Here is a 15,617-nt window from a genome sequence, read left to right as displayed (position 1 = left end):
TGGAAGTCAACTCGGCCACACGTGCGACGTCAAGAAGTAAATCCTTAACGGGTTGGCAACGGTGCCATACGTTCTCTAAGTGAAGGCAGGCGTGGCCGCATGCAGCGTGCTGTCCAAAAGGGTTGAATCCCCCATCTCGCTGAGCGCGAGTGCGAGGGCTCCGAGCACTTCCGCACGCCCGCCAAGTGCCCCGGGGAGAACGGTCAGTTGGCGCGCCGCGCTGGGAATGGCGTAGCGGCCGACGGACTCCCGGATCGGTCCGAGAACCAGCTCGCCGGCCTCGGCAAGATCACCGCCGAGGACCACACGGCTCGGGTTCAGGAGGTTGCAGAGATTCGCGACTCCACTGCCGATATGACGGCCGACGTCGGCGATCACGCGACGGCAGCCCGGGTCTCCGTCCCTGGCCAGCCGTACGACGCCCTCCATGGTGAGGTCGGTGCCGTGGCTGGACTGGAGCAGCGGGAGCACATAGCGCGCGGCCGCGAAGGTCTCCAGGCAGCCACGGTTTCCGCAGCGGCAGACCGGGCCGGATTCATCCAGAGTAATATGCCCGATTTCACCCGCTGTGCCGCCCGGGCCCCGGTAGATCTTGCCGCTGATCACGAGGCCGGCGCCGACACCGCTGGCGACCTTGATGTACGCCAGGTCCCGCACGCCCCGTCCGCTGCCCCAGACCAGCTCGCCCAGGGCGCCCAGGTTGGCGTCGTTGTCCACGTGCACGGGCACGCCGAGGCGGTCGCGCAGTTCCTCGGCGGGCTTGGTGCCGGTCCAGCCGGGCAGGATGGCGGTCGAGCCGAGGGTGCCGGACTCGACGTCGATGGGCCCTGGCACGCCGAGGCCCACCCCGGCGATCTTGGACCGGTCGACGCCGGTCGCCGCGATCAGCCGGTTGACCAGCTGCTCTGCCCGGTCGAAGCCCTGTGTGGAGGAGGCGTCGACGTCCAGCGGCTCGGCCTCCTCGGCCAGCACCTGGTGGGCGAGGTTCCCGACCGCGACGCGCAAATGCGTATGCCCGAAGTCGACTCCTATGACGATCCCGGCATCCCCGCTCAGGGAGACGCTGCGGGCCCGTCGGCCGCCCGCCGAGGTGGGCGTGACCTCGACCGTGCCGCCGTCCTTGAGCTCGCGGACGATGTTGGAGACCGTCGCCGCCGACAGACCCGTGGTCCTGGCGATCTCCGCCTGGGTGAGCGATCCGGCAAGCCGGACGGCCCGGACGACCCGCTCCAGGTTGGCTCGGTGCAGCGACGACTGCGACCCCGGAGTCTCCACGACGACCTCCTGCGCGCGGGACCGCTTCGATGAGGCCCCGTCCGTGTCCAACTAGTGAACTCTAAGCTGAGCCGTTCGGGTTGCCTCCCGTCAAGAGGTTGAACCGGATCCGGGAATGTGCACACGCACGCGCGAGCCGCCCCGGTGTGGGACGGCTCACGTGTGACGTGGGGTGATGTGGTGCTTACGGTGGGGCCAACAGAGAGCGTTTACTTCAGCGCACCGGCCGTCAGGCCCGCCTGCACCTGTCGTTGGAAGATGAAGTAGACGATCAGCACCGGCAGCATCGCGATCATCATGCCGGCCATCAGGGCGCCCCAGTCGTTCTCGTAGCCCTGCTGCAGCGCGATCATGGCCAGGCCCTGGGTGAGCACGTACTTGTCCTCGTTCTGGTTGAGGACCATCGGCAGCAGGTACTGGTTCCACTGGCCCAGGAAGTTGAAGATGCCGATGCTGATCAGACCGGGCTTGGCCATCGGCAGCATCACCTGGAAGAACGTTCGCGTGTGCGACGCCCCGTCGATCAGCGCCGCCTCCGCGACCGAGGTCGGCAGGGTGCGGAAGAACGCGGTCATGAAGAAGACCGTGAACGGCAGCGAATAGGCGATGTAGACGAGGATCAGCCCGTGGTACGTCGCCAGCAGCGAGCTGCCGGGGAAGTCTCGCAGCACGAAGAACAGCGGGATGACCAGCATGAACACCGGGAAGGACATGCCGGCCACGAACATGAAGTAGATGAACCGGTTGCCCGGGAAGGTGAAGCGGGCCAGCACATAGGCGGCCATCGAGCCCAGCACCATGGTGCCGACCACCGAACCGCCCACCACGATCGCGGTGTTGAGGAAGTACTGGCCCATGTTCGCCTTGTTCCAGGCGTTGGCCCAGTTCTCGAAGTGCAACGAGGTCGGCAGCCCCCACGGGTCCGACAGGATGCCGTTGCTCGTCTTGAAGGAGCTCCACAGCACCCACAGCAGCGGCACGCCGACCATCAGCGCCCACAGGACGAGCATGCCGTGCGAGAAGACGTGCAGGATGCCGCCCTCGGAGCTGCGGCCGTCGGTCGCGCCGAGCTTCTTGCTGACGCTCGGACGGTCCGCCTCGTCCGTCTTGGTGACCGTGCCGGTGTTCGTGTCGGTCGTCATCGCCCCGTACCCCTAGAACTCGATCCGCTCACGCCGCGCGAAGCGCAGGGTGAGCACTGCGAACGTCATGGTGACGATGAGCATCGCGACGCCCATCGCGGACGCGTAGCCGAACTGGCTGTCGCGGAACGCCGTCAGATACAGGCGCAGCGGCATGACGTCCGTGGCGCCGTCGGGGCCGCCCATGTTGACCGACATGATCTGCACCAGGGCGAAGCCGTCCAGGGCGATGATGCCCATGTACACCCAGCCGGTCTGCACGGTGTCCCACAGCAGCGGCAGGGTGATCCTGAAGAAGGTGGGGAAGCGGCCCGCGCCGTCGAGCAGCGCCGCCTCGTAGATGTCCCGCGGGATGGAGGCCATCGCCGCCGAGAACAGCACGACGTAGAAGCCGACGTGGGACCAGATCATCACCGCCATGATGCAGAGCAGGGCGAGGCTCTTCTCGCCCAGCCAGGCGTTCTGCCAGCCGTCCAGACCGACCGCGCCGAGCAGGGAGTTGAGCATGCCGTCCTGCGGGTCCGGGTTGTAGATGTTGAACCAGATGACGGCGATGATGGTGATGGAGATGACCTGCGGGAAGAAGAAGACGAAACGGTAGAACTTCGATCCGGCGACACCGGTGATGACTTCGTTCTTACGCCGCTTTCCGCCGACATTCAGCATGAAGGCGAAGAACAGGCCGAGTCCCAGCGTCACGATCGGCACCGCGATCAGCATGTAGACGTTGTGCCACAGCGCGTTCCAGAAGTCCTCGTTGTGCCAGAGCTTTTCGAAGTTCTCGAGACCGACGAACTTCGCCGTGCCGACCAGGCCCGACCAGTCGGTCAGCGAGATCTGGAACGCCTGGACGAACGGCGAGATCACAAAGATCGCGTACACGATGACGGGCAGGGCCAGGAAGCCCACGATGAATCGGTATTTGCCGTGTTGCATGGAGCTTCCCGGCCCCTTCCCCTTCGAGTGCCGCTGTGCCGGACCGGACGCTTACTTCTCGCGCTTGAACTTCTTCACCGAGTCGTCCTTCCGGACGGCGTCGGCGTATTCCTGCGTCTTCTTGATCCAGTCGGCCGCCTTCAGCTCACCGGTGAGCAGCTGCCCGGTGAGACCGCCGATCTTCTCGTCGGTGAGCGACGGGTACCACTCCTGGAGCTGGAGGCTGATGATGTTGTCGCCGGCGTCCTTGAACGCCTTGCTCGCCGAGGCGAGGCCCGGCGAGAGAGTCATGCCCTCGGTCGCGTCGACCACACAGGTGAGCGACTTGACCTTGGTGGCGAAGTTCTGCGCGTGCTTCTTGGAGAGCATGATGCGCAGCAGCTCCATGCCGCCGGCCGGGTTCTTGCCCTTGGCGGACACGATGTAGGGCTCGGAGGGCTCGGCACGCAGGGTGCCGCTGGGCAGCTTGTCGCCGGCGGAGCCGTCGAACAGGGCGCCGACGGACATCCCGAAGTCCTTGGGCGTGGTCGGAGCGGCCTCGTTCTCCACCCAGGAGCCGTTGGGGATGAAGACGGCCTTGCCCTTGTTCCAGGCGGTCTGCGACTGAATGTGCGTCAGGCCCTGGCTGCCCTGGAGGAAGTACTTCTTGGCGGCCAGCTCCTCGTAGTGCTCGACGACCTGCTTGACCGCGTCGTTGCTGGTCCAGGCGTTCGGCTCGAGGTTGTCGATGGCGATCCAGCCCTCCATGCCACCGATCTTCGCGATCTGCGCGAACAGGTTGAAGTGGACGTAGTACGGATACTTTCCGGCGTACGTCCAGGGCGCGATGCCCTTCTTCTTGATCTCGCCGCAGAGCTTGACCATCTCGTCGAGGGTCTTGGGGTACTCCCAGCCGTTGTCGTCGAGGGCCTTCTGCGAGTACCAGGTGCCGTAGATGGTGAAGGCGTAGTAGAGCACGTCGAAGGTCTCGCCGTGCTTGCCCTTCTCGATGGTGCTCGGGTGGATGACGTCCGAGATCTTCTTGCTCGCGTCGTCCAGCGAGGGCGCGTCCAGCAGCGCCTTGAGGTCCTGGAGCTGGCCCTGGGTGGACAGCTTGTTCATGTCCAGGTGGTCGGCGCCGGAGTTGTCGATGACGTCCGGCGGGTTGCCGCCGGCGAAGCGCGGGGTCAGCTTCGGGCCGACCTGCTGGGTGCCGGTGTGCTTGACCTCGGCCTTGTACTTGGCCTTGTAGTCGGCCTCGGCGTCCTTGGCGTACTGGTCACCCAGGCCGCCCTTGAAGATGAACGCCTCCAGCGCGGTGCCCTCCTTGACCCCCAGGGGGTTGGTGGCGGACTTCGCGCCGCCCGGGGCCTTGCTCTCCTCGTCGCTGCCGCCGCCACCGCCGGTGGCACACGCGGAGAGGAAACTCATGGTCGGTACGGAGATCAGACCGAGGGCGGCGGACCGCCTGATCAGATCGCGACGCCCCACGCTTGCGGAGCCGTTGTTCTCAGGGTTCTCGCCGGAAGTGGATCCCATGCTCAAGTCCTCGCCTTCTCCAGGACTCAGGCGGTGAACCGGATCCTCCCCGGCACCGCGGTCGGGTCACGCTGGGTTGTGCAGGAAGTGCGGAATCATGTGAAGTGCCGACAGGTATAGTCCACTTCCCGCCAGCGGAGCAAGATCGAATGCAAGGTTGGCCGATGGTCTTTTCCGAGTTGAGACCTCGCAGAAATATGAGCGGCCTGTGCGCAGCTTGCCCGGAATAATCCGCGACATAGGCCCCGTATGCCGCACCCAACACCCTTGACAATACCCGGCACTTGAGCCACAACTGATCCTTGCGCAGCGAAGTTGACAACGTTGTCCCGTGCGCAGGGAGGGTACCGGCTTATGCAGCAGAGAGCTCGGCACAGATGGGGTACGGCGGTCGTGTCGGCGACCGCCTTTGCTTTGACCGTGGGCTCGCAGGGCGTGGCGGTCGCCCTGCCCGAGGCCCCCGCGACGGCCGACCGGAGCTTCGCCTCCTCGTTCGAGGCGGACGATCCGGCACCCGACTGGCTCAATACCGTCGACACCACCCCGGACGGCGACAAGCGCGCCTCGGGCGTCGACGGCGGCTACAGCAGTGGCATTCCGGGCAATGTGACCGACCACGTCACCGATGTCCGGGCCAGCGGCGAGAACACCGGTGGCGGTGAGGTCAAGGAGAACCTCTCCGACGGGGAGTCGAGCAGCAAGTGGCTGGTCTTCGAATCCACCGGATGGGTGGAATTCGACCTTGACAAACCGATAAAAATCGCGAAATACGCGCTCACCTCGGCCAACGACTACGCCGAACGTGACCCGCGGGACTGGACCCTGAAGGGCTCCACGGACGGCAAGGACTGGAAGACCCTCGACACCCGCTCCGGCGAGACGTTCGACGAGCGGTTCCAGACAAAGACCTACGACCTCTCGGAACCGGCCGAATACCAGCACTTCCGGCTGGAAATCACCCAGAACAACGGCGCCTCCGACATCCTTCAGCTCGCCGACGTCCAGTTCTCCACGGGCGGCAGCGACGGTCCGGTCCCGCAGGACATGCTCTCCCTCGTCGACCGCGGCCCGAGCGGCTCCCCGACCGCGAAGGCGGGCGCCGGCTTCACCGGCAAGCGAGCGCTGCGCTACGCCGGCCGGCACACGGCGGACGGGCGGGCGTACTCGTACAACAAGGTCTACGACGTGAACGTGGCCGTCGGCCGCGACACCCGGCTGTCCTACCGCGTCTTCCCGTCGATGGCCGACGGCGACCGCGACTACGACGCCACGAACATCTCGGTCGACCTGGTCTTCACCGACGGCAGCCACCTCAGCGACCTCGGTGCCACCGACCAGCACGGCTTCCCGCTCTCCCCGCGCGGACAGGGCGCGGCCAAGGTGCTGTACGTCAACCAGTGGAACGCCGTCGCCTCACGGATCGGGTCGGTCGCGGCGGGCAGGACGGTCGACCGGATAGTCGTGGCGTACGACTCCCCCAAGGGCCCGGCGAAGTTCCGGGGCTGGCTGGACGACATCACCCTGAAGTCCGTCGCGCCTCAGAAGCCGAAGGCCCACAAGTCGGACTACGCGCTCACCACCCGCGGCACCCTCTCCAGCGGCGGCTTCTCACGCGGCAACAACTTCCCGGCGACCGCGGTTCCGCACGGCTTCAACTTCTGGACGCCGGTGACGAACGCGGGCTCGCTGAGCTGGCTGTACGACTACGCCCGCGCGAACAACGACGACAATCTGCCGACGATCCAGGCGTTCAGCGCCAGCCATGAGCCCAGCCCCTGGATGGGCGACCGGCAGACGTTCCAGGTGATGCCGTCGGCCGCCTCCGGCACCCCGGACACCGGACGCGAGGCGCGCGAGCTGGCCTTCCGGCACGAGAACGAGACCGCGCGGCCGTACTACTACGGGGTGCGGTTCGAGAACGGGCTCAAGGCGGAGATGGCGCCGACCGACCATGCGGCGGTGCTGCGCTTCACCTACCCGGGCGACGACGCGAGCGTCCTCTTCGACAACGTGACGGACCAGGCGGGGCTCACGCTCGACAAGGAGAGCGGGACCTTCAGCGGCTACTCGGACGTGAAGTCCGGGCTGTCCACGGGCGCCACCCGCCTCTTCATCCACGGCGCGTTCGACAAGCCCGTCACCGAGGGGTCCTCCAGCGGCGTGAAGGGGCATCTGCGCTTCGACGCCGGTGACGACCGCACCGTGACCCTCCGCCTCGCCACCTCGCTGATCAGCGTCGACCAGGCGAAGGACAACCTGCGCCAGGAGGTCGACGGCGCCTCCTTCGAGACGGTGAAGTCACGCGCCCAGCGCCAGTGGGACAAGCTCCTCGGCAAGGTCGAGGTGGAGGGCGCGACCCAGGACCAGCTGACCACGCTGTACTCCAGCCTGTACCGGCTGTACCTGTATCCCAACTCCGGCTTCGAGAAGGTCGGCTCGAAGTACCAGTACGCGTCGCCGTTCTCCCCGATGCCGAATCCGGACACCCCGACGCACACCGGCGCGAAGATCGTGGACGGCAAGGTGTACGTCAACAACGGCTTCTGGGACACCTACCGGACGACCTGGCCGGCGTACTCGCTCCTCACGCCGAGCCAGGCGGGCGAGATGGTCGACGGCTTCGTCCAGCAGTACAAGGACGGCGGCTGGACCTCTCGCTGGTCCTCCCCCGGCTACGCGGACCTGATGACCGGCACGTCCTCGGACGTCGCCTTCGCGGACGCCTACGTCAAGGGCGTCGACTTCGACGCGAAGTCGGCGTACGACGCGGCCGTGAAGAACGCGACCGTGGTGCCCCCGTCGTCCGGTGTCGGCCGCAAGGGCATGGCGACCTCGCCGTTCCTCGGCTACACGAGCACCGAGACGCACGAGGGCCTGTCGTGGGCGCTGGAGGGCTACCTCAACGACTACGGCATCGCGAAGATGGGCCAGGCCCTTTACAAGAAGACCGGAGACAAGCGCTACAAGGAGGAGTCGGCGTACTTCCTCAACCGCGCCCAGGACTACGTCAACCTCTTCGACTCCAAGGCCGGCTTCTTCCAGGGCCGCGACGAGAAGGGCGACTGGCGCGTCGAGTCCTCCAAGTACGACCCGCGCGTGTGGGGCTACGACTACACGGAGACGAACGGCTGGGGCTACGCCTTCACCGCCCCGCAGGACAGCCGGGGCCTGGCCAACCTCTACGGCGGCCGTGGCGGCCTCGGGGACAAGCTCGACGAGTACTTCGCCACCCCGGAGACGGCCTCGCCCGACTTCGTCGGTTCCTACGGCGGCGTCATCCACGAGATGACGGAGGCGCGGGACGTCCGGATGGGCATGTACGGCCACTCCAACCAGGTCGCCCACCACGCGAACTACATGTACAACGCCGCCGGGCAGCCCTGGAAGGCGCAGAAGAACGTCCGCGAGGTGCTGTCCCGGCTGTACGTCGGCAGCGAGATCGGACAGGGCTACCACGGCGACGAGGACAACGGCGAGCAGTCGGCCTGGTTCCTCTTCTCCGCGCTGGGCTTCTATCCGCTGGTGATGGGCAGTGGCGAGTACGCGATCGGGTCACCCCTGTTCACCAAGGCGACGGTTCAGCTGGAGAACGGCCGCAAGCTGGTCGTCAAGGCGCCGAAGAACAGTGCCCGCAATGTGTATGTGCAGGGCCTGAAGGTCAACGGCGTGCCGTGGAAGTCGACTTCGCTCCCGCACTCGCTGATCGCGAAGGGTGGCGTCCTGGAGTTCGACATGGGCCCGCGGCCCTCCACCTGGGGCACCGGCAAGAACGCCGCGCCCGTGTCGATCACGCAGGACGACGAGGTGCCGACGCCGCGGACGGACGTGCTGAAGGGCGACGGGGCGCTGTTCGACAACACGTCGGCGACGCAGGCGAGTGTCACCTCGCTGGAGCTGCCGGTGTCCGAGCGCACCAAGGCCGTGCAGTACACCCTGACATCGTCGGCCGAGCGGGCGAAGGCTCCGACCGGCTGGAAACTCCAGGGGTCGAACGACGGCACCACATGGCGGACCCTCGACGAGCGCTCCGGGCAGTCCTTCGCCTGGGACCGGCAGACACGGGCGTTCTCCGTGGGGTCACCGGGTACGTACGGGAAGTACCGCCTGGTGCTCGACGGTGAGGCGGTGGTGTCGGAAGTCGAACTGCTCGCCTGAGCAGACGCATTGGGGGTCTCATGCAGGGTGTCGATCGGCCTGGCTGCCGGACGAGGCGTTCCGGCCGATCGGCACCCGGCGGACGCTGATCCGCGGTTCGGGTCCGTTGGTGGACACGGCCCACGGTGAGACCTACACCTTCGGACGCGGTGACGGCCGTACGACCGTCACCGCGTCCGGCGCGTCCGGGCTGCTGTACGGCCTCTTCCATGTCGTGCGGCTCGGGGAAGCCGCGTTCCGCCTCGATCGTCAACGCGAGCGGCACGCACCGGCGTCGGCGCTACGGATGCTCGACCACTGGGACAACGTCGCCGTCCACCCGGTGATGGGCCAGGTGGAGCGCGGGTACGCCGGCGGCTCGCTTTTCTGGGCGGGCGACCGGGCGCGCGGTGAGCCGCTGGGGCGGGTGCGGGCGTACGGCAGGCTGCCGGCGGGGTGCGGGATCAACGCCGTGGCGGCGAACAACGCATCGCGGCCGTCGGCAACAGCCAGGGCGGCGGGCTCGCCCTGGCAGTCGCGGGTCTCGTCCCCGGCCTCGCCGCGCTCCTGGTCACCGCCCCCGTTCCTGTGCGGCATCCGACGCGCCCTCGACCTCACCGACGCGGGGCCCTACGGCGAGATCGCCGCGTACCTGTCCGTGCACCGGGGCGCCGAGCGGACCGCCTACGACACGCTCGCCCACATCGAGGGGATCTCCTTCGCCCGCCGCGCCCACGCCCCGGCGCACTTCGGCGTCGGCCTGCGCGACACGGTGTGCCCGCCGAGCGGGACGTACGGCGCCTTCAACCACTGTGCGGAGCTGTCCGGCGCCGACCTCGCAAGGAGATCCACCCCTATCCGTTCAACGGCCACGAAGGCGGCGACGCGATGCATGTGTGCCGCCAACTTGACTGGCCGGCGGATGAGTTGAACCCGTTACACCTCAGCCCACCGCCAGAGTGAACACGTGCAGATCGCTGTCCTCCGGCAGTGTCACGCGCGCGATCGCCCTGCCCGCCGGCGCACTGAACGGCCGGGTGGCGAAGACGTAGGTGTCGACGGGGTCCCGGTCCGCGCCGGCGACGTTCCGGTACGCGGCCCGGGCGACGATCTCGTTGCCGTACTGGACCGTCCCGGCGCCGCCGCCGACGGTCCAGTCGGTCAGAGCGAGGTCGACGGTGTCGGTACTGCCGTCGGTGTAGGTGACGGTGGCCCGGGACTGCTGGTTGCCGTTGACGCCACTGCCGAGGAAGGACACCTGGCTTGTTGGGTGCGTGAGTTCGATGGTCTGCCCGGCTGCCGAGACATTGTCCGGGCGTCCGCTCGCCGAATCCGGCCAGGTGAAGCTGAGCCCTCCGCCGACCGTGCCCTGCTTGCCCGCCGTCAGACCGGCTTCGGCGAGCGCCTGCCGGGAGTAGCTCCAGCCGCCGCCGTCGAAGTCGGCCTCGTCGTGGTCACCGGCGTCGTCGGAGATGCCCGTGTTGTCGTAGGCGGCGAGGAGTGTGCCGGGTGCCGCGACGGTCAGAGAGACGGGCTGCACGTAGGAGGTGTCGCCGGAGGTCACGGTCACGTCGACGTCGTAGAAACCCTGAGCCGCGCCCGCGCCCGAGCTCAGCGTGATCTCCTGTGTGCCGCCAACGACCTTTCCCGCGACCGGAGTTGCCGTGATGCCATCGGGCGTGGCGACCCGGAAGCGCACCTCGGGCCCCTCTCCCCCGCTCATCGACAGGGCACGAATGCCGACCTTCGTACTCCCGCCGGGCGCGACGGTCGCCGTGGTCGGCCCGACGCCGATCTGGTGCGGCTGCTCGCCGTCACGGAAGGACGGCGGGGCCGCCGAAGCTCCCCAGGCGGGGTCGGGCGCACCGGAGAGGGTGTAGTCCAGCCGGCCACCCTCGCGCACGAAGGACGCCGGGAGCCAAGCCCGGTCGCTCGTACGGCCGTTGACCTTCAGGGAGCGGATGTACGGGGCGTCGGCGTCGGCGCCCTCCGCGCGTACGGAGATGTCGTTGCCGTTCGGGCGGTCGATCTCGACGCGTGGGAACAGCGGTGAGGCGAGGACCAGTTCGGCGCGGGACGGCACCTGGGGGTACATGCCGAGCGCGGAGAACACGTACCAGGACGACATCGCACCGAGGTCGTCGTTGCCGGGGATGCCGCCGGGCTCGGTGGACCACAGCTCACGCATCGCCGCCCGCACGGTTTCCTGCGTCTTGTACGGGGCGCCCGCGTAGGCGTAGAGGTAGGGCACGTTGATGGACGGCTCGTTGTCCAGCTCGGCCTTGCCGCCGCCGCTGCCGGTGAAGGCCCAGCTGCCGTCGGCGTTGCGGAAGAAGGCGTCGAGGCGTTTCACGGCCGCGTCACGTCCGCCCATCGCGGCGAACAGACCCGCGGGGTTGTGCTGGACCATCCAGGTGTACTGGGCCGCCGTACCCTCCACGAACCCGTTGCCGGTGGCCGGGGTGAAGCCGGTGACCCAGCTGCCGTCCGCCTTGCGGTTGGCGATGTAGCCGCCGGTCGGGGTGGCGGCGATGTTGAAGTTGTTCTGCCACCACTGGGAGCGGCGGGCGAAGGTCGTCGCCGTGTCCTTCCGCCCTGCCCCGGCGGCGAGTTGGGAGAGGGCGAAGTCGGCACCGGACATCTCCAGCGTCTCGGCGGCACCGCCCCACGCGTTCGACACGGACGGCATGTAGTGGTGCTTGAGGTACTTGTCCAGGGAGGGCCGCTGGCCGACGGACAGCACCGGCTTCCCGGCCGGCGACAGATCTTGATCGGTGGGGACTGTCGCCGCCTTCACGAGTGAGTTCAGGGCCCCGCGCAGATCGAAGTCCGTGCCGCCGAAGGCGCGAATGCCGGCCAGCGCGATCGGTGACGGGTCCCCGTTCATGACGTGCGTGCCGCTCGCGCCCTGCAGCCAGCGGTCCCAGATGCCGCCGTTCTGCTCCGCGAGTTCGTACAGGGACTGGGCGATGTCCGCACCGACGCGGGGATTCAGCAGGGTGAGCAGCTGGACCTGGTCGCGGTAGACGTCCCAGCCGGAGAAGGTGCCGTACTGGGCGTGGTGGCCGCGGCCGACGGTGTGGACCTTGCCGTCTGGGCCGCGGTATCGGCGGTCGGTGTCGCTGATGACGTTCGGGTGGAGGAGGGAATGGTAGAGCGCGGTGTAGAAGGTGATGCGCTGGTCGTCGGTGCCGCCGCCGACGCGGATCGCGGACAGCCGGTCACGCCAGGCGCGGCGGGCGGCGTCGCGTACGGCGGCGAAGGAGCGCTGCGGCGGGTTCTCCGCGGCGAGGTTGGCCTCGGCGCCGGCCCGGCTGACGTACGAGATGCCGACCTTGACGTTCACCGGTCCGGTGCCGGGCGCGAACCGGACGTAGCCGCCGGCGCCCTTGCCCGCCACCGGCCGCCCGCCGTTCGCGAACCCGCCCGTGCCGCCGCTCGCCTCGGTGGAGCCGGGGTTGAGCCTGTCGTCCTGCCAGGTTCCCGTGGCCTGGAAGGCGCGGTCGAAGCGGGCGGTGAAGTGGAGGGTGTAGTAGGCGCGTCGGCCCTCCGGGTCGAGGTATCCGCAGAAGTTGCCGGACGTGACCGATCCGGAGATCGTGCGCCGCACCGGATCGATCCGGACCGTCGAATCGGTCGACCCGACCTCGGAGTTGGCGCTTCTGACGAGCAGCGAGGCGGGCTTGCCGGCCGGGAAGGTGAAGCGAGCCGAGCCGGTGCGGGCGGTGGCGGTGAGGTCGGCCGTGACGCCGGACGCGAGGCGGACCGTGTAGCGGCCGGGCTCGGCGGTCTCGTCGACATGGCTGAAGTCGGAGGCGTAGACGGCGTCCTTGGTGTCGCTCGCGGGCGACGAGGTGACCTCACCGGCGTACGGGAAGAACGGGATGTCACCGCTGCCGCCCGCGCAGCCGGTGCCGGACATGTGGGTGAGGCTGAAGCCCCGGATGCGGGTGGCGTCGTGGTGGTAACCGCCGGGCGCGGCGGTGCGGGTGGCGTCGCCTCGGGTGTTCTCGGGGCTGAAGGAGAACATGCCGAACGGCGTGACGGCGCCCGGGAAGACATTGCCGCCGTTCTTGGTGCCGATGAGTGGATCGACGTACGGGGTGGGGTCCTGCACCAGGCCCGGGGGTGCGGTGGTCGCCGCGAGGGCGGAGGTGGCGCCGGTGACCGCGAGAAGCGCGGCCGGCAGCACGGACATGGGACGGAAGCGCATGACGCGGCCCCTCCTCCTTCGGACGGGTCGCGCACCACAGGTCGCACAAGCCGCGGGGACAGTAGCGTGCGCCACGCGTACCACGGAAGAGAGCCCGCGGGCGCGAGGGCACGCGGGCGGCGCACCCGAACGGCTGAGCAGCCCAACTGAGTTGACATCGTTGTCCGTTGAGGCGGTAGAGTCATGTGCAGACCAATCGACAACGTTGTCGCATCGCGGCATCGCACGAGCCACGCACCATCCGGACGGCCCCACTTCCCCCCTCGGGCCCGTCCGGCTCGCGGACCCGGTGGATGGCGGCTCAGCGTCCACCGGGTCCGCCCGGAGCCACGGCCTCCGGGCGATCCGGCCTTAAAGATCAGGCCCTAGAGATCAGGCCCTGAGGATCAGACCCCGGGGATCAGCCCACCCGGCAGGGCAAGGTCGTCGTACTGTCGCCGCCGGAGCCGGAGACGACGTAGCCGAACGTCGTGCTCTCCCCCGGATCGAGGGAGCCGTTCCAGTCGGCGTTGTGGACCATCACGTCCTGGCCGGTGTAGGTCGCGTTGCCGCTCCAGAGGCTCTCGACCTTCTGGCCGGTCGGGAGCGTCCAGTCGACCATCCAGCCGAGCATCGGGACGTCGCCGCTGTTGGTGACGGTCACTTCGGACTGGTGGCCGCCCGACCAGTTGCCGGTCGTGCGGCGGGTGGCGGAGCACGCGCCGGGCACCGGGTCGGTCGGGTTGCCGGGCTCCTTGATGCCGGTCACCTCGCCATTGCCGCCGTCGAAGACGATGTCGGAGCAGGAGTAGAAGGTCTCCGCGCTGTCCGAGCGCTGCCAGACCATGTAGACGAGGTGGCGGCCGGACTTGTTCGCCGGAAGCTGCCCGCTCCAGGAGTAGTTGGCCTCGACCGTGCCCGGAGAGCCGTTGAGCGGCGGGTGGTCGACGCTCAGGAAGGGCCGCTCCTCCATGTCGCCCCAGGTGAGGGGCTGGGTCGGGTCGAAGCCGTCCTTGGTGATGTAGACGTGGAACCAGCCGGGGTGCGCCGCCCAGGCGTTGTAGGAGAAGTCGACCGTCGCACCCGAGGTCAGGTGGGTGAGGGGCCAGTCCTTGCTCGGCGTGTTGAAGCCGGTGAAGTTGCTGTTGCCGCCGCTGCACAGCTCACCGTCGGGCACGAAGCCGCGGGTGCGGCCGGCGCCGTCGGAGCGCAGCACCGAGAACCAGTTGTAGAACGGCGTGGTCCCGCTGACCTGCTGGGCCGCCCGGCAGGCCGGGTTGACGGGCTTGATCTCCCCGGTGTCGGTCAGCCCGTCCTGCCAGCACAGGAAGGTGCGGCTGCCCGGCTTCATGGGCGTGCCGTGAGCCTCGGCCTCGCCGCCGGCGCTCATGACCAGGGCCACGGCCGGGATGGTCGCGAGCAGGGAGACCAGGACGAGGAAGAGGGCTCTGGCGCGGGTGGGGAGAGTTAATCGGCGGGGCGGCGGGGTGGTCGCCCCCGAGTCATTCGTTGTCAGGATCATGACATGCGAGTCCGTTCCTTCAGGTACGGGCCATGGGATGGGTGTGCGGATTTGCGGCTGCCGCATGAGGTCGCGCGGGGCAGGAGCGGTCCGGGTGGCGGGTTCCGGTCCGCCAACTATGGGAGCGCTCCCACCCCGCCTGTTGCGGAAGGTAGCGCCGTGGGGCGTGGTTGTAAACGCCTTTCGCAACCGTCAAAGGCGCGCCATGGCATCGCCGGTTCGGGTGGCGATACCTTCGTACGTACGATCACGCCGCGTATCGGCGTCCACACTGGCGTCCATGGGGGCAGTGATGACCACACCCCAGCGGGGACCGGCGACCGAGGACACCTGGATGTTCCCTCCGGCCGACGGCTGGACTTTCGACCAGGTCAAGGACCTGGAGCTGCCCTTCGACTGGGAACTCGTGGACGGAGTGATCGTGGTTCGCGGGCAGACCAATGTCTGGCACAACGAAGTGCGGGACGGCATCGCCGACGCCCTCAAGGCCGCACGGGCATCGCCCTACCGAGCCCTGACCGAGCATTGCGTGATGGTGGACGACCGGAACACCCCCAAACCCGACGCGGTCGTCTACGACCCTCGGAATCTGAACTTTTTCGAGGCCGAGTGCATCCCGGTGGCGAAGGTCGCCCTGGCCGTGGAAGTCGTCTCCCCCGGCTCCCGCCAGGACGACCGCGTACGCAAGCCCGCACTCTTCGGGGCGCACAAGATCCCGTACTACTGGCGCGTGGAACTGGACCGGGACCAGAAGCTCGCAGTGCACGAGTACTGGCTCAACGCGGACACCCGTTCCTACTTCCCCGCACCGTCGCACCCGGTGCACCACGACAAGCTGGTCACCGAGCCGCCCTTCCCGATCGAGATCGACCTCGACGCGCTCGTAGGGTTCTGACCT

General features: G+C 68.2%; 8 protein-coding genes and 2 pseudogenes. 4 read left to right on the top strand and 6 right to left on the bottom strand.

The window, feature by feature from the left end; genetic code table 11:
* Positions 1-75 precede the first annotated feature (75 nt).
* The 4 genes from ACWGDB_RS15285 to ngcE form a co-directional block, all read right to left on the bottom strand.
* On the bottom strand, positions 76-1,275 hold the full coding sequence (locus ACWGDB_RS15285) for an ROK family transcriptional regulator (RefSeq protein WP_453822876.1): 1,200 nt from the start codon (positions 1,273-1,275) through the stop codon (positions 76-78).
* A 209-nt stretch (positions 1,276-1,484) separates the two neighbouring features.
* Complete coding sequence (locus ACWGDB_RS15280; RefSeq protein WP_453822875.1) at positions 1,485-2,417, bottom strand: carbohydrate ABC transporter permease; 933 nt, start codon at positions 2,415-2,417, stop codon at positions 1,485-1,487.
* 12 nt (positions 2,418-2,429) lie between these two features.
* Positions 2,430-3,353: a carbohydrate ABC transporter permease gene (locus ACWGDB_RS15275; protein ID WP_453822874.1), complete on the bottom strand. Its 924-nt coding sequence runs from the start codon at positions 3,351-3,353 to the stop codon at positions 2,430-2,432.
* 51 nt (positions 3,354-3,404) lie between these two features.
* Complete coding sequence (gene ngcE, locus ACWGDB_RS15270) at positions 3,405-4,871, bottom strand: N-acetylglucosamine/diacetylchitobiose ABC transporter substrate-binding protein (protein ID WP_453822873.1); 1,467 nt, start codon at positions 4,869-4,871, stop codon at positions 3,405-3,407.
* A 354-nt stretch (positions 4,872-5,225) separates the two neighbouring features.
* Here ngcE and ACWGDB_RS15265 point away from each other — a divergent pair, with 354 nt between their 5' ends.
* From ACWGDB_RS15265 to ACWGDB_RS15255, 3 genes and pseudogenes are all read left to right on the top strand, one after another.
* Positions 5,226-9,026 (top strand): GH92 family glycosyl hydrolase, encoded by a 3,801-nt coding sequence (locus ACWGDB_RS15265; protein WP_453822872.1) that lies wholly within the window; start codon positions 5,226-5,228, stop codon positions 9,024-9,026.
* A 286-nt stretch (positions 9,027-9,312) separates the two neighbouring features.
* Positions 9,313-9,435: pseudogene (locus tag ACWGDB_RS15260) on the top strand (hypothetical protein); the annotation flags it as partial.
* Positions 9,436-9,491: 56 nt separating this feature from the next.
* Positions 9,492-9,968: pseudogene (locus ACWGDB_RS15255) on the top strand (acetylxylan esterase); the annotation flags it as partial.
* On the opposite strand, the gene ACWGDB_RS15250 reads toward ACWGDB_RS15255, so the two are convergent.
* Complete coding sequence (locus tag ACWGDB_RS15250) at positions 9,949-13,218, bottom strand: GH92 family glycosyl hydrolase (RefSeq protein WP_453822871.1); 3,270 nt, start codon at positions 13,216-13,218, stop codon at positions 9,949-9,951. The pseudogene ACWGDB_RS15255 and the gene ACWGDB_RS15250 overlap by 20 nt on opposite strands.
* A gap of 400 nt (positions 13,219-13,618) precedes the next feature.
* The gene (locus ACWGDB_RS15245; protein ID WP_453822870.1) at positions 13,619-14,719 is read right to left on the bottom strand and encodes a lytic polysaccharide monooxygenase auxiliary activity family 9 protein; all 1,101 of its coding nucleotides are present in this window, start codon (positions 14,717-14,719) and stop codon (positions 13,619-13,621) included.
* 280 nt (positions 14,720-14,999) lie between these two features.
* Between ACWGDB_RS15245 and ACWGDB_RS15240 the strand changes: the two genes are divergently transcribed.
* Positions 15,000-15,614, top strand: a complete 615-nt coding sequence (locus ACWGDB_RS15240; protein WP_453822869.1) for a Uma2 family endonuclease — start codon at positions 15,000-15,002, stop codon at positions 15,612-15,614.
* Positions 15,615-15,617 lie beyond the last annotated feature (3 nt).

This window comes from Streptomyces sp. NPDC055013 (assembly GCF_053608645.1).
The sequence above is the reverse complement of the archived record's forward strand: the minus strand, read 5'-3'. Positions and strand labels throughout refer to the sequence as shown.

Coding starts and splice junctions, on each gene's coding strand:
- ACWGDB_RS15250 (WP_453822871.1), bottom strand. CDS start 13,218: ATGCGCTTCCGTCCCATGTCCGTGCTGCCGGCCGCGCTTCTCGCGGTC.
- ACWGDB_RS15245 (WP_453822870.1), bottom strand. CDS start 14,719: ATGATCCTGACAACGAATGACTCGGGGGCGACCACCCCGCCGCCCCGC.
- ACWGDB_RS15280 (WP_453822875.1), bottom strand. CDS start 2,417: ATGACGACCGACACGAACACCGGCACGGTCACCAAGACGGACGAGGCG.
- ACWGDB_RS15265 (WP_453822872.1), top strand. CDS start 5,226: ATGCAGCAGAGAGCTCGGCACAGATGGGGTACGGCGGTCGTGTCGGCG.
- ACWGDB_RS15275 (WP_453822874.1), bottom strand. CDS start 3,353: ATGCAACACGGCAAATACCGATTCATCGTGGGCTTCCTGGCCCTGCCC.
- ACWGDB_RS15240 (WP_453822869.1), top strand. CDS start 15,000: ATGGGGGCAGTGATGACCACACCCCAGCGGGGACCGGCGACCGAGGAC.
- ngcE (WP_453822873.1), bottom strand. CDS start 4,871: ATGGGATCCACTTCCGGCGAGAACCCTGAGAACAACGGCTCCGCAAGC.